This is a genomic window from Sporosarcina sp. Y838 (assembly GCF_056786515.1).
Genome location: NZ_JBXCJD010000014.1, coordinates 42,240 through 57,760, shown reverse-complemented (window position 1 = coordinate 57,760; position 15,521 = coordinate 42,240). Strand labels below are relative to the sequence as shown.

General features: G+C 39.2%; 13 protein-coding genes. 8 read left to right on the top strand and 5 right to left on the bottom strand.

All coding sequences use genetic code 11. The features are described 5' to 3' along the window. The first annotated feature begins 83 nt into the window (after positions 1-83). From AC1TO4_RS14995 to AC1TO4_RS14975, 5 genes are all read left to right on the top strand, one after another. Positions 84-2,894 carry a 2-oxoglutarate dehydrogenase E1 component gene (locus AC1TO4_RS14995; RefSeq protein WP_482106000.1) on the top strand — a complete coding sequence of 937 codons (2,811 nt, stop codon included), beginning with the start codon at positions 84-86 and terminating at the stop codon, positions 2,892-2,894. 64 nt (positions 2,895-2,958) lie between these two features. Beyond that, complete coding sequence (gene odhB, locus AC1TO4_RS14990; protein ID WP_482105999.1) at positions 2,959-4,182, top strand: 2-oxoglutarate dehydrogenase complex dihydrolipoyllysine-residue succinyltransferase; 1,224 nt, start codon at positions 2,959-2,961, stop codon at positions 4,180-4,182. 85 nt (positions 4,183-4,267) lie between these two features. Next, the gene (locus tag AC1TO4_RS14985; RefSeq protein WP_482102592.1) at positions 4,268-4,465 is read left to right on the top strand and encodes a DUF6501 family protein; all 198 of its coding nucleotides are present in this window, start codon (positions 4,268-4,270) and stop codon (positions 4,463-4,465) included. Between the two features lie 101 nt (positions 4,466-4,566). Further along, positions 4,567-5,430, top strand: a complete 864-nt coding sequence (locus AC1TO4_RS14980) for an ATP-binding protein (RefSeq protein WP_482105998.1) — start codon at positions 4,567-4,569, stop codon at positions 5,428-5,430. 10 nt (positions 5,431-5,440) lie between these two features. After that, positions 5,441-7,360, top strand: coding sequence for a vWA domain-containing protein (locus tag AC1TO4_RS14975; RefSeq protein ID WP_482105997.1), 1,920 nt, complete (start codon positions 5,441-5,443; stop codon positions 7,358-7,360). A 128-nt stretch (positions 7,361-7,488) separates the two neighbouring features. Here AC1TO4_RS14975 and AC1TO4_RS14970 read toward each other — a convergent pair whose 3' ends face one another. Continuing rightward, positions 7,489-8,673: a toxic anion resistance protein gene (locus AC1TO4_RS14970; RefSeq protein ID WP_482105996.1), complete on the bottom strand. Its 1,185-nt coding sequence runs from the start codon at positions 8,671-8,673 to the stop codon at positions 7,489-7,491. After that, positions 8,660-9,322 carry a 5-bromo-4-chloroindolyl phosphate hydrolysis family protein gene (locus AC1TO4_RS14965; RefSeq protein WP_482105995.1) on the bottom strand — a complete coding sequence of 221 codons (663 nt, stop codon included), beginning with the start codon at positions 9,320-9,322 and terminating at the stop codon, positions 8,660-8,662. Before AC1TO4_RS14965 ends, AC1TO4_RS14970 begins: the two co-directional genes overlap by 14 nt. 204 nt (positions 9,323-9,526) lie before the next feature. On the opposite strand from AC1TO4_RS14965, the gene AC1TO4_RS14960 reads away from it, so the two are divergent. Then, on the top strand, positions 9,527-9,823 hold the full coding sequence (locus tag AC1TO4_RS14960; protein ID WP_482105994.1) for a DUF1033 family protein: 297 nt from the start codon (positions 9,527-9,529) through the stop codon (positions 9,821-9,823). A gap of 86 nt (positions 9,824-9,909) precedes the next feature. On the opposite strand, the gene AC1TO4_RS14955 is transcribed toward AC1TO4_RS14960, so the two are convergent. After that, positions 9,910-10,578 carry a hypothetical protein gene (locus AC1TO4_RS14955; RefSeq protein WP_482105993.1) on the bottom strand — a complete coding sequence of 223 codons (669 nt, stop codon included), beginning with the start codon at positions 10,576-10,578 and terminating at the stop codon, positions 9,910-9,912. Positions 10,579-10,712: 134 nt separating this feature from the next. Beyond that, positions 10,713-12,329 carry an ABC-F family ATP-binding cassette domain-containing protein gene (locus tag AC1TO4_RS14950; RefSeq protein WP_482105992.1) on the bottom strand — a complete coding sequence of 539 codons (1,617 nt, stop codon included), beginning with the start codon at positions 12,327-12,329 and terminating at the stop codon, positions 10,713-10,715. 442 nt (positions 12,330-12,771) lie between these two features. Between AC1TO4_RS14950 and AC1TO4_RS14945 the strand changes: the two genes are divergently transcribed. After that, a complete protein-coding gene (locus AC1TO4_RS14945) occupies positions 12,772-13,971 on the top strand; it encodes an MFS transporter (protein WP_482105991.1) in 1,200 nt (399 codons plus the stop codon). A gap of 214 nt (positions 13,972-14,185) precedes the next feature. On the opposite strand, the gene AC1TO4_RS14940 is transcribed toward AC1TO4_RS14945, so the two are convergent. After that, on the bottom strand, positions 14,186-14,323 hold the full coding sequence (locus tag AC1TO4_RS14940) for a YjcZ family sporulation protein (protein WP_482102583.1): 138 nt from the start codon (positions 14,321-14,323) through the stop codon (positions 14,186-14,188). A 217-nt stretch (positions 14,324-14,540) separates the two neighbouring features. On the opposite strand from AC1TO4_RS14940, the gene AC1TO4_RS14935 reads away from it, so the two are divergent. Beyond that, positions 14,541-15,500, top strand: a complete 960-nt coding sequence (locus AC1TO4_RS14935) for an LCP family protein (RefSeq protein ID WP_482102582.1) — start codon at positions 14,541-14,543, stop codon at positions 15,498-15,500. Positions 15,501-15,521: the final 21 nt, after the last annotated feature.

Genomic DNA, 15,521 nt, shown 5'->3' with positions numbered 1-15,521 from the left:
GTTAAAGTGTTTGCGTGGTAATATTAACAAGAATTAAAATATAAACACAATATGCCTGTTGGCAAATGTGGAGGTCATTTTACATGTCGAATAATGCTGACGCCCATCGTTCCCCGTATGCTGCTTTTTCGGGTCCGAACCTTGGGTATATAATGGAAATGTACGAACTCTTCAAAATGTCACCTGAGTCTGTAGATGCTGAACTTGCCGAGATGTTCAGCCGTTTTGGTGCGCCTGAAATGAACGATTTGGGACATAACAAATCGGTGGAAGCAGTATCTACCGGAGATTTCGGAAAAGTATTATCCGCTTATCAGTTGCAGTCTGCCATCCGTACATACGGACATCTAGCAGCAGATATCTATCCGCTCAGTGATCGTCCAAAAGATTCAACACGACTGGAGCTTTCCACTTATGGACTTTCTGAAAATGACTTGAAGGCAATGCCAGCTTCACTCTTCTTCAAAAATGTCCCATCCAGTGTAGAAAACGGACTTGAAGCAGTAAACTACTTAAAGTCCTTGTATACGGGTAAAATCGCCTATGAGTTCGATCACGTAATTGATGAAGAAGAACGAAACTGGATTCAATCCAAAATCGAGAATGGAAATGTATCCACAATATTTTCCGCAGATGAGAAAAAAGCACTTCTCGAACGCTTGACGAAAATCGAAGGGTTTGAGAAATTCATCCACCGTACTTTCGTCGGGGCGAAACGATTCTCTATTGAAGGACTTGATACACTTGTCGTCTTCCTTGACGAACTCGTACGTCTTTCTGAAGAACAAAAAATGAAAAAAGTATTGATCGGGATGGCGCACCGCGGCCGCTTGAATGTACTAACGCATATTTTAAATAAACCTTATGAAATGATGTTTGCACAATTTGCGGGTGTCCCTGAAGACCCGTTCCTTCCTGCTGACGGTTCACTTGAAACGACACGGGGCTGGTTCGGTGACGTGAAATACCATATGGGTGCTCTCTATAAAGGCGAATCAGGCATGCAACGTTTTCTTGCATATAACCCTTCACACTTGGAAGTCGTCAATCCCGTTGTTACAGGGCAGACAAGAGCTGCACAGGAAAACACGGATAATCCTGGTATTCCTGTACAAGACCCTGATGCTGCATACGCTGTACTCATTCATGGAGACGCGGCATTCCCAGGACAAGGTATTGTTCCTGAATCATTCAATTACAGCCGTGTACGCGGTTTTAAAACAGGCGGTTCCATTCACGTCATTGCGAACAACATGATTGGCTTCACGACGGAATATTACGATTCTAGATCGACGCATTATTCATCAGATCCTGCAAAAGGGTATGAAGTGCCCGTCCTGCATGTCAATGCGGATAGCCCAGAATCAGTTATCGCGTCAGCTTCATTCGCATTTGAATACCGTAGAAAGTTTGGCAAAGATATTCTGATTGACCTTCTCGGCTATCGTCGTTATGGACACAACGAGATGGATGAGCCCCTTGTTACGAACCCGGTAATGTATCATACAATACATGAGCATCCGACGGTTCGTGAACTTTACGGTTCTGAACTAGCCTCAGCTAACATCATGACTGAAGAAGATGTGACGAAACTCGATTCAGATGTTTTTGCAACGATGCAAGCTGCATACGACAGGGTTAAAGAAGAAACAGCACAAAAAACACTTCTTTCAAATGCTACACCTGAAGCAGTTCTCGCAGGATATCCAAGAGACCTTGAAACTGGTACGGATGAGGCAAACTTGCGTCGCATGAATGAGGAGTTGCTCATGTACCCTGACAGCTTTAATGTGTTCGGAAAACTGGGTAAAATTCTGAAACGCCGTGAAGAACCATTCAATGGAAAAGGAAAAATCGATTGGGCTCATGCTGAAACGCTAGCATTTGGTGCTATTCTTCAAGATGGAAACCCAATTCGCATGACAGGTCAGGATGTGCAGCGTGGAACTTTCGCGCATCGTCACGTTGTACTACATGACGAAAAAACTGGTGATGAATTAGTGCCACTCCATCATATCAGCGGTTCAAAAGCTTCATTCGTTGCATATAACAGTCCTTTGACTGAAGCAGCAATTGTCGGCTATGAATTTGGCTATAATTTAGAAGACCAAAAAGTGTTATCTATTTGGGAAGCGCAATACGGGGACTTTTCAAATATGGCGCAAGTCATGTTCGATCAGTTCGTCTCGGCTAGTTACTCGAAATGGGGCCAACAGTCTGGATTAGTCTTGCTACTTCCGCATGGATACGAAGGCCAAGGACCTGAACATTCAAGTGCTAGGCTCGAACGTTACTTACAACTATGTGCTGAAAATAATTGGACGGTCGCAAATCTTTCTAGTTCTGCAAACTATTTCCATATTCTTCGCAGACAAGCAAAAATGCTTGGAGAAAAGTCAATGCGTCCGCTCGTGATTATGTCGCCTAAATCACTTCTTCGTCACCCGCTTGTCGGTGCTGACGTCAACGATTTGACAGAGGGTCATTTCCAAACCGTACTCGAACAACCAGGAACAGGCAAGAAGACCGACAAAGTCGAGAAAGTCCTGTTCGCAAGTGGTAAAGTGGCAATTGATCTTGCTGAACGAGTGAAAGATGGCAAAGGTTATGATCATTTGCATATCGTACGTGTGGAACAACTTTATCCGTTCCCAGCTGAAAAAATCAGTGATATTATTGCACGTTATCCTAATGTAAAAGATCTCGTTTGGGTACAAGAAGAACCTAAGAATATGGGATCATGGCATTTTGCAAACAATTATATCCGTGAAATTGCAGGCGATAAGAAAGTTTCTTACGTAGGAAGAATTCACCGTTCGAGCCCATCTGAAGGCGACGGAGAATCTCATAAAATTGAACAGAACCGCATCTTGGATGAGGCATTGAAGAAGTAAAGTGAAGTTATACTAAATAGCAGCTATAACTCATTGTAACGGTAGACTAGAGGAGGAATTTATTGTGGCAGAAATTATAGTACCAGAACTTGCAGAATCGATTACAGAAGGAACGGTTGCACAATGGTTGAAACAACCAGGTGATAGTGTTGAAAAAGGTGAGTTCATCGTTGAACTTGAAACAGATAAAGTAAATGTTGAAATCATTTCTGAAGAAGCTGGAGTTGTTCAAGAGCATCTCGCAGCAGAAGGCGATACAGTACTTGTCGGACAAGTCATCGCAATTGTTGGTTCTGGATCAGGCGCACCAGCAGCGGCAGCTCCAGCTGCACCGACGGCAGAAACTGTTCAAAAAGTGGAAGCAGCACCAGTTGCTCCAGCAGCTACCGAAGATGCAAGCGGTTCTGAACGAACGATTGCCAGCCCAGCAGCACGTAAACTGGCTCGCGAGAAAGGCATCGACCTTGCAGCAGTATCACCAGTTGATCCAATGGGACGCGTTCGTGTTCAAGACGTAGAAGCTCATGGTACAACTCCGAAAGCAGCACCAGCTGCAGCAGCGGCTCCAAAAGCAGATGTAGTAGATGATGGTCGTATAACTCGGGAGAAAATGACGCGTCGTCGACAAACAATTGCTAAACGTTTACTTGAAGTAAGGCAGTCTACTGCAATGCTTACAACGTTTAATGAAATTGACATGACAAACGTTATGGCACTTCGTTCACGTAAGAAAGACCAATTCTTCGATCAGAATGATGTTCGTTTAGGCTTTATGTCATTTTTCACAAAAGCAGTTGTAGCAGCGCTTAAGAAATATCCTTACGTTAATGCAGAAATCGACGGAGATGAAATTCTTCTTAAGAACTTCTATGATATCGGTGTCGCTATTTCAACTGATGGAGGATTAGTTGTACCGAACGTTATTGACGCAGACCGTAAAAACTTTGCTGAAATCGAAGGTTCTATCGTTGAACTTGCGAAAAAAGCACGCGATAACAAACTTACGATTGCTGACATGACAGGTGGTTCATTCACAATTACAAACGGTGGAGTCTTCGGTTCATTAATGTCAACACCAATCATGAATGGAACTCAAGTCGGAATCCTTGGAATGCATACAATTCAAAAACGTCCGATTGCGGTTGGAGACAATGTCGAAATCCGTCCGATGATGTATGTGGCCCTATCTTATGACCACCGTGTTATCGATGGTAAAGATTCAGTTGGCTTCTTGAAAATGGTAAAAGAATTAATTGAAAATCCTGAAGATCTTCTTCTTGGTTCTTAATTCGTAGAAATAGTTACTAATCGACCCGTTACTGTTAGCGGGTCGATTTTTCCTTATTCATTCCACAAGAAAGGCGTGATAGGCTATGACATTCAAAGATTGGACTACTGCACCTGCAATCCGTACTGTTGTTTGTAAACATGCAGAGGCTGAAAAGTATGTAGTTACAAACGTTCTGACACCTGGTAAAGAGTATGAAGTGAAAAATGAGACTGATGAGTTCATTTTCATACTTGATAACTCTGGGAAAGTCGGGGGCTATTACAAAACATATTTTGAATAATATGATGTGAAGTCTCTATGTTGAAATTTATTTACAATACAATAACTAAAAGACCGCTAGCCACTCTATGGCATGCGGCCTTTTTAATAGGAGGACTACCCATGAACGCTTTCGTAGAAAAAGAAAAGCAAATTCGGTCGAAAAAGGCACATGGTCAAGAAGCGATTCGATTAATACAAGAAGGGGGTTATGTATCCCCTAATCCTAATTTATGGGAAGATGTGCTAATTAGTATCGTATTAAAAAAACCTGTTCTATTGAAAGGTCCTTCTGGTTCTGGAAAAACGAAATTAGCGCAGACAATTTCAAGTTATTTCAATCAACCAATGCAAAGTATAAACTGTTCTGTCGATTTAGATGCGGAAGCGCTTCTTGGTTTTAAAACGATTATTAGTAAGGCAGGGGAGACGGTTATAGAATTCGTTGAAGGTCCTGTAGTGCAAGCCATGAAAAAAGGACATATCTTATACATCGATGAAATCAATATGGCTAGGCCAGAAACGTTGCCTATTCTTCATAGTGTCCTTGATCATCGCCGCATGCTGACGAATCCTTTTACTGGTGAAGTGGTTTTTGCACATGAAGATTTTACCGTTATATCCGCTATAAATGAAGGGTATGTAGGAACCTCTCCAATGAACGAGGCCTTGAAAAATCGTTTTGTATCATTTACAGTGCCTTATTTGAGTGGAGCACAATTGGAAGCAGTCATCACAAATTCTCATCCGAATGCATCAAAGAAACTTATCGAGACATTCCTTCATATCAGTAATGATTTAAAAAAACAAGTCATGAATGGACTGCTGTCCGATGAAGCAGCATCAGTTAGAAGTTTGCTGGATGCAATCGGCTTAGCGGAACATATACCCACAAAACGTGCTGTTCAGTACGCTATCGCAGAAAAAATGGATGATGTTATCGAACGCAGACTTGTCATGGAGTTAGTAGATACTTGGGTGAAATGAGGCGATTAGTATGGTGAAAATGAATCGATTCATACAATTCAATGATGAAACTGTTGATGCAAAAACTCTTTTATTATATGAACGGTTAGGGCGTGCATTGGCGGATGCACCCTTTCTTGAGTTAAGCGAGCGAAAGTTGCTTGAATTCCGACCTAAAGAGTCAATTATTTCAATGAGCGTATTTTGGCGTCATCGAACAGAAGAAATAATTCATGCTGGAAGACTCTCTGATATATATTTACTGACATTGGGTTATTGGAAGCATTTCAGCGTTAATGCGTGGATTAATTTCAACATAAAAAACACCTCACAACCACTGCGAAATTTCGCCTCAGAACTAGTAATGATGTTGGAAGAGTTTCGATTAAGCGATTTAATTATTAAAGAAAGAGTAGGGACTACAAGCGTTTTTGATGTGAGAAGGGAAGCGTATGTACATTACCATCGTGGTGTTTTGTTATCAAATATACATAAAAACCACTATGCAGATGCTTTGATGAATCAGCTATTTATATGCCTTCATGAAGGCATATTTACGGAGATGACGATTGACTGGAATGAGGAAGTATTACCACACAGTGTCGATTTCATAACGATTCAAACTATTTTACAACAAGCATACGATTCAAGAAGTACCGAAGACAATATTATAATTGTAGAAAGAATTTTACAGATTGTTGTGATGTCTTTTAGCAAAGACTTGATGCATCAGTACTATTCAGCTGGAGACTCCATTACTCTGGATAATACGGTATTCCACTATCATAAAGGGATGGCTGACGCCGAACAGGGGGAGGAGGCTCCAAAAGAAACAATTGAAGAAGTATTCCGTTCTTGGCATCGTGAGAGCGAAAGTGAATCAGGTATTCATCTGGAATTTGAACTAGAACATGGACGCTCCGGGAAAAGTGATGCCAACGATGCTGCAAGTGGAGATGAAAGGGCTGCAATTGAAGAAACTGGATCTGGAAATTCAGAAGGTAATGATGATAACCAATGGACAGATGATACGAGTGATAAAACTGAAAAAAAGGATCACAGAATTAAAGCAGGAAAGATGTTCGGTAAAGAGCATATGAACGTGGTATACGAAGCGAAACGGATAGAAGTAGTGGATGAGGATGACAATCGTCAAAAGTTGTCCATTTGGCGTGAAAATCAAAGGCCATATGTCCGATCTTTTGTAGTAGAAATAAAAAAGCGTATCGATTTGAAAGAAGATTCGAGACGAGAGAGACTTATGAAAGGCCGGCTTTCAACAAAGTTAACGACATTAGTCGTCGATGAAAGACCCAAACCCTTTTACAGGAAAAATGCACCTTCTGTCAATTTGGATGCCGTGTTTGGTCTGCTCGTTGATGGGTCAGCATCCATGCTTGATAAATTGGACGAAACAAAGGGAGCTGTACTATTGTTTCATGACGTACTCCGTCATCTTGGGATAAAACATTTAATTTCATCTTATTATGAGGATGCATACCATGCGACGAAGGAGGTACAGCCAAATGTTTTTGGCCTAATGCACACATTTAATGATAGTTATAATGATAACGGACTATCCATTTTATCGTTCGATGCGAATGAAGACAATCGCGATGGATTTGCGATTAGATGGATTGCAAATCAGCTGGCAGGAAGACAAGAAAAGCATAAATTTCTGCTTGTTTTCTCGGATGGAGAACCTTCTGCATTTGGCTATGATCGTAATGGAATACTTGATACAGCAGAAGCAGTGATGGAAACTGAAAAAAAAGGTATTTCCGTCATCCATTTATTTCTCTCGACTGAAGAACCCACAGATGATGAAAAGGCTATCTTTTCAATGATGTTTGGTAATAAATCCGCATCTTCCAACTCCGTAGATAGTTTTACTGATCAGACATTACGGATATTGCGAAAACTTCTCTCGATTGTGATTCGAAATACGTGATTTTTTAAAGGCAAAGTCCAGGAAGACTGTTTAGCTAGTTTATTTAATGACTGTCTGAAATTGGTGAAATCTCAAGATAGAAGGGATACACTGTGTGGAAATTTAATTTTTCGAGAAAAAAACCGCCTTCAAACTGGGCGGTTTTGTGTTCTTTCATGGACAGCAAGAAGTCGCTGTTTTAGTTCTTCTTCCATACGACCGATTTCTACTTCGGCGGCTTTTCGTTTTGCACGACCATCTGCTTGGATAATAAGCGTCTCTTCAATCGTTTGAATTAAGTTTTCTTGTGTCTTTTTCAATGTATCGATTTCAATAATACCACGTTCGTTTTCTTTTGCAGTTTCAATAGAATTGATTTTCAGCATTTCTGAGTTTTTCAGCAACAAATCGTTTGTTGTTTTTGTAACTAGTTTCTGGGACTCGACTGCTTTCATTTGTCGGTTCAATGTCAATGCAATAGCGATTTGGTTTTTCCACAAGGGAATGGATGTCATAATGGATGATTGGATTTTTTCTGCAAGTGTTTGATTTGTCTGTTGAATCATTCGAATTTGTGGTGCGCTCTGAATCGTTATTTGTCGTGATAATTGCAAATCGTACAATCGTTTTTCCAACCTGTCTAGAAATTGAGCCATGTCATTCACTTCTTGAAATGCCATTTGGTCATTGGATAATTCGGCTTCTTTACGCATTTTTGGAATAATGTCATTAGCAATTTCTTCCTGTTTCAATTCAGCCGCAGCTATAAAAATATTCAATGCTTGAAAATATGTTTTATTTTGATCATATAAATTATCAAGCATTTGAACATCGTCTAATAGGCCGCGTTTTGAATGTTCAAGTTGGATACCAATCCGGTCAATTTGTGTACTTAGTTTCTGATACTTCGTCATCATTTCTTGTACAGATCGTGTAGCCTTATTAAATAACCTGCTTAAACCGGACTTTTTCTTGTTGGACAAATCGTCTGGATCTATTTCCGAAAGTTTGTTCATCAAGTCTTTTAAAACATCACCGACAGGACCGATGTCTTTACTTTGAACATGATCAAGCATCTGCGATGAGAACTTTGAGAGTTCGCCTTGTGCACTTGCTCCATACGTAATTATTGCCTCGTAATTGCCAACTGGAATTTGTTCAGCAAGCAATTTTGCTTTATCCCTTTCCTCACTTGATAAACGATCAATCAGTTTAAGACTTTTATCAGGCTCTTTATTGATAGTTTGCATTTCTTGGGGGAGGAGTGGCTCTTTAACATCAAAAGGACTATTTAGTAAATCATCAATGGTTTTTGAAGTGTTATTTTCTGTCATTGTTTGTATCTCCTTTCAGTTCAAGCGGTGTTTTACTATTTTTCATCGAAATATCGACAAAGTCAATCTCCATTTGGAGCTGTTCAATATCAGATGATAATGCGTTCTTCAAGTCTTGCTCTAGTTGTTTGTTAACGTCGCCAAGCGTTTCGCGCGTATTTTGAAGAGCAATGCGAAGATCTTTATCTTTTAGTGGCTGATTGACCAATAAAGCATATTTTGAAGTCAGTTCAACTGCTGAATCAAGATGGGCATAAAAAAACTTTTCTACATAATAGAACTTTCTTGGGTTGGTACGGACAATACCAAGAATCCTTCGGGACAGATTATTCATTTCATGCAGTTGCTTAAATGCTTGGATTGAGCGTACTTGTCCGTATAGACTGTTTAGTTTTCTGACTTTAATTTTAGCACCTGTAATTTGGTCTTTTATATGACTGTATTCAGAACGGGACATCCCGAGTTTTTTTAAATTGGATGAATGTTGAATTTGCTTCAAAGCGAAGTTTCCGCCAAGATAAATTGTAACGAGAAGGCCCGTGGCCACAACAATATGCAAACCTAATCCCAGAACGAAAAATAGCCAGGATCCAAAGCTGATCGGTGCAGTGATAAAGTGTCTGGTTAAAAATTGTTGGATTTCTTTCATAATATGTTCAAACCTCCTTTGACCTTATACTTTATACGTTTGAAAACGAATAAAGTTTCATGTCAGTACTTCAATTATACCCGATAAATGCACTGTGTACCTACCATTTGAATTTGCATGTAAAAGCAATTAATTGGACATTAGGCAGGAGTTTGGTAAAATGAAGGACATTCACCTACGAGTTACATAGGGAGGTTTCGAAAAATGTTTGAAGTTATATATATGAAAGCTGATTATGAGCCTTGGTGGATGTTTGATGAATGGGAGGAAACAATCCGTTCACGCCATTCATTTGACGATATTGTTTTGGCCGAGGCTCATTTTAAAAAACTGTCTAGCGAATTAAGAACAAAACACAAGAGGGAAGCTATGAAAGAAAATTGCTTTTATGCTTTTTGGTCTGAGGATGAAATAAATTTCTGCGATGGCTGTGATGAAGATCTTCAATTATATCACGGAGTTATCTTGATGAAAGACGGGAAGCCCGATGCTTTCTGTTAAGATAAATAGAATTTATAGTACTTGGACTTAAGAAACGTACGTTGATTTAAAGAGGCGTCCTGAGAAGGGACGCCTCTTTTTCAAGCCTATTCTTCGATTGTTGACAAAGTTGAAGTAACAACGACTTCACCATCATCCATATACATTATAGATTCCCGTTTAACTTCGCCATAACCTTCAACAATATATTTTCGGTTGGTATAATCCTCAGTCTTTTCCTCAATAACTATCGCATGGTCGAATTTCTTATACGGTGTATCTATCGTTGTTTCGGTATCAATAATTGTCCATGTACCAAAAGTAGTTCCTGCTTCAAGAGGCTTTTGTAGATAAACACCACTCGGCTCTAACTTATCCAATTCTTCTTGAGAAGGGAAATCTTTTTGCAATTCCACAGTCATTTCTTCTAAGATGCTTATTTTGTCAGATTCAATTTTATAGATATGTCTAACAAGTGATCCTCCGTTGTTTTCATGGATGACAATATAATTTTCGAATGGACGTGTCACCTGGATATCAAGTTCTGCAAATTCATTTCCTTCTCCTAGATAATGCGCTTTTGAGCCATCCGGCATAAATAGGTCTGACAGGGGAATTTCACCGTCATTTTCATTTTCACTTTCGTTAACGACATTATCTCCAACTGTACCATGAGTTGATCCAGAATTATCAAGGGTAGTTGGCTCTTTTTTCGAACATCCTGAAAAGACTAAGATCATCACTAACAAAAAGATGGGAAACTTTATTCTCCTCATGAAAAACACTCCTTTCTATATGGTTATACCCATTTATACGGTTATCATACAGAATTTTTTATATTCCAATTAGACAGCAAACACCATTTAGTAGAAAAAATTGCCGTTTCCAGTAAAGAGGAAACGGCAATTGCTTATTTCTTTTTATTTTGTTTTTCTTGTAATTCTTTCCATTCAAGGTATTCTTCGTAGTTCATTAGCTTATCAAAAATCGAACCGTCTTCACGTATTTCAATGATTCGGTTTGCGACAGTTTGAATGAACTTTTGGTCATGTGATGTGAATATCATTGCGCCTTTAAATGCAATCAGGCCGTTGTTAAGCGCTTGAATTGACTCTAGGTCCAAGTGGTTCATAGGTTCATCCAGAAGGAGTACATTTGAACTTGTTAGCATCATTTTTGATAACATACAACGAACTTTTTCTCCACCTGATAAAACGGATGGTTCCTTGTTCACTTCTTCACCAGAAAATAGCATACGTCCAAGGAAACCACGTAGGAATGTTTCGGTTTGGTCATCAGGTGAATATTGTCGTAACCATTCAACAAGTGATTTCTCCGAGCCTCTAAAGTATTCGCTGTTGTCGATGGGAAGGTAGGCATGAGTTGTCGTAACGCCCCATTTAACTACACCAGAATCCGGATCAGATTCACCAGCAAGCAGTTGAAGAAGTGCTGTCTTAGCAAGTGGATCTCCAAGAAGAATAACTTTATCTTCTTTAGAAATAGTAAATGAAGCATCTTTCAGCAACACATTTCCATCTTGAGTTTTACTAACATCCTGAATGCTTAGTACGTCATTCCCAATCTCACGACCTATTTGGAAGTTGATAAACGGATAACGTCTAGATGATGGTTTAATATCATCCAGCTCTATTTTTTCTAACGTTTTCTTACGAGAAGTTGCTTGTTTGGATTTCGAAGCATTGGCACTGAAGCGGGCAACAAATGCTTGGAGTTCTTTGATTTTCTCTTCTTTTTTCTTGTTTTGGTCTTGTGACATTCTCAGTGCAAGTTGACTTGACTCGTACCAGAAATCATAGTTACCAGGATAAACTTGGATTTTCGAAAAGTCGACGTCTGCAATTTGCGTACAAACTTTGTTTAAGAAGTGACGGTCATGGGATACGACAATAAGCGTATTCTCAAAATTCATTAGAAACTCCTCAAGCCATTGAATTGCTTTTAAATCCAGTGAGTTTGTAGGCTCATCTAGCAGAAGTACATCAGGTTTACCGAACAATGCCTGTGCAAGTAGAACTTTCACTTTATCGGAACCGTTTAGTTCAGCCATTTTCAATTGATGGAATTCATCAGCGACACCTAGACCTTGTAATAGAATAGCAGCTTCGGATTCTGCTTCCCAACCGTTTAGGTCGCCAAATTCACCTTCAAGTTCAGCTGCACGCATGCCGTCCTCATCTGAAAAATCTTCTTTTGCATAGATAGCATTTTTCTCCATCATAATGTCATATAAACGTTTGTGACCCATAATAACTGTATCAAGAACGACGCTTTCTTCGTATTCGAAGTGATTCTGTTTCAAGAATGCAAGTCGTGCTTCCTTGTCCATAATGACATTTCCTGACTGAGGTTCTAGTTCACCCGACAAAATTTTAAGAAATGTAGATTTCCCCGCACCATTTGCACCAATTAGACCGTAACAATGTCCAGGATTAAACTGTATATTCACATCTTCAAAAAGCTTGCGATCGCCGAATTGAAGACTTACATTACTGACTGCTATCATTCAAAATCCTCCTAAATTCACAATGCTCCTATTATAGCACGAAAGAAAACGCATACGCAACAATGCTAATTCTATATGGTTTCTATATTCGATATATCTGAAATACCTTATATTATATCAACAATTCGGCGACGCTGATTAATCGTATCAGTTCTGAATTACCACACAACTTAGAAAAATGAATCTCTTAGGAATGCTTCTATATTACAAACAATCATGTTGCTGAATTGAGAAATACTGACTTCGTAGGAGCCCGCAAAGATTGTGTGAAATCAAGGTATATTGTAGCAATACATGCTTTCTAGGTGGTAAGCTAAGGAGTATTCCATAATTTTTTTTTACTGCACATACTATTACATCATTTACACTTTCATAAGAAATTATGTATTTTGGTTGAAACGGGTACAAGTCTGTAAATCTGAATTTTGAAGGAGAAATAGAAATGCCAAAACAACTGATAGATAGAAAGAATATTTATATCATTATCGCTATATTTGTTCTTTCCGTTAATATGAGACCAGCAATTACCTCGATTGGTCCCATGCTGGAAACAATTCGTGAGCAATTGATGTTATCGAACGCACAGGTAAGTCTTTTGACGGCAGTTCCAGTCATTTGTATGGGGTTATTTGCCTCATTGGCCCCCATAATGAGCCGTAAGTTCGGTTTAAAACGTACAATTTACTTAATGATAATTATTATTGGGATAATGACTGGATTGCGTGGTTTCGTTTCCGGTTTCCCAGTGCTTATCGTAACAGCGTTTTTTATCGGGATTGCCATCGCTATTATTGGACCACTTCTTTCTGCGATGATAAAACAGTATTTCCCCGAGCGTACTGCATCAGTTATTGGAATCTATTCGTTCGGAATGGGAGTAGGTTCTGCGGCTAGTGCGGGTTTAACTGCAGTATTTTTTGAATCAACTGAGTCTTATCCATTTTCACTAAGTATCTGGTCTATACTTGCTATTGTTGGTATAGCTGTTTGGTACCAGGCAACGAAAACAAGCATGAGCGTTATTCCGTCTAATCCCCAAATTGCCCGGCTGAATTTAAAAACGCTGAAATCTCCGTGGAAAATACGTAAAGCCTGGTTATTTTTACTGTTTTTTGGTTTACAATCATCTGCTTTTTTCTCTATCATTACATGGCTCGCTCCACTCGGAATTTCAAGCGGAATGACATTGTTACAAGCTGGACTGTTACTCTCTATAATGACAACAGTTCAACTTTTTTTAAATATCATTATTCCTTTATTAATGCAAAAATTTCCAGCCCGTAAGTTTTGGCTCTTTCTAATGCTTACTGCAGGTATGATAGCTTTAGGTCTATTATGGACTGGCATACATCCACTGATGTACGCAGGCGCGTTTATAATGGGGATACCGCTTGGAGGATTGTTTCCAGTAGCACTTCTTTTACCGCTTGATGAGACAGACACAGTGGAAGAAACAAACTCGTGGACCGCTATGATGCAAACAGGTGGTTTCATCATGGGTGGATTATTACCTCTTTTGATCGCTATTGTTTATGATGGTACTGCAAACCATAATTACACACTGGTCATCATTTTATCTTTGTATGTATTGATGTTCATTCTGGCATTCAAAATTGGAGATAAAAAAGTATCAAACAAATAGTAAATAAAACTTATAAAAGTGGACGATGAGCCAGATACTATATCTGATTCATCGTCCACTTTTCCTATGTACATATTTTAATTGTGACATAGTTAGAATTGGAGGAAATAGCTGATTGCATTAAATTTGATACTAAAGTGAAAAGAGCGCGAGTTAAGCGCTCTTATAGCAGAGTGGTTCAATGGGTAATTAAGATTGAAAAAGCTTTATTCTATTAACAGATGAAGCTTGCGCCAATGATTATCAACAGAATGAAAAGCACAACAATCAGAGCGAAAGAGTTACTTTCGCCTCCTTTGTAATCACGTCCCATACCATACACCGCCTTCCTATACGAACATCTATGTAACATATGCATGAGTGCGTAATAGGGAGTGGGGGAATTATCATTTATCTTCCTGAGTAAGTGAATTTCAGGTCAATTTACCCAAATAAAAGAATGTTTATTGCTAATCAAACAATAACCGTTAACACCATGGGGCTTCATGGTATAATTGAGATAGATTACTGCAACCAAGTGGCCTCCTGTTCGTCCTAACTTAGATATCATTTTTTGGAGGAATTTACTTATGGAAGATAATTATGAAGGACCTATTCCTAAAAGAAGAAGAAAGAAGAAGCTTCGTATCGGCAGGGTCTTATTTTTAATAGTTACGCTCTGTTTTATAGGAATCGGGCTATATTCGTATATTGAATACAATGCAGGAAAATCGTTGGCTGAAAGCAACGGGATCGACCCAGGTCCTTTCAAGGGCGATGCGGTGGATCCAAAGTATACATCAATTGAAAACTACTTGTTACTTGGTGTAGACGATGATGGAAGTGGTAGATCCCGGACTGACACAATGATGGTCTTGTCATGGGACAAGAGTGAAGGGAAAATGCGAGTCATTTCCTTCATGCGTGATATATATGCGGAAATCCCGGGCTTTAAATCATATAAGCTAAATACCGCTTATTATCTTGGTAAATTACAGACGACAAAAGATACCATTACAGGCATGTTTGGTATACCTATTCACCATTATGCAATTGTCGATTTTGCTAATTTCGAATCAATTGTTGATATCGCATTCCCTCAAGGTGTGGAAATCGATGTCAAAAAAGAAATGTCTGAGAAAATCGGCGTTACACTATTGCCCGGCAAGAAGAATTTAAACGGTAAGGAATTGCTTGGTTATGCTCGTTTTCGCGCAGATGAAGAAGGTGATTTTGGAAGAGTTGCACGTCAACAGGAAGTGATTTCCGCGATGAAAGATGAATTAGTCAGTCCAGGAATGTTAGCCAATGTCCCAAAACTTTCTGGTGCATTGTCCGGATTCATTAATACCGATTTATCATCAAAAGACGAAATTTCAAGAGCAATTTCACTTTTGATGAAGAAGGGTGCGAAAGTCGAAACAATGACTGTGCCTGTGAAAGGCTCGTATTCCTATAATTCCTATTCACATGCAGGGTCCGTCATTGAGCTGGATATCGCTAAAAACAAAGAGGCAATCTCAAAATTCCTCTCAATGCAACTGAATTAGTAGAACAATGTTAACCAGAAA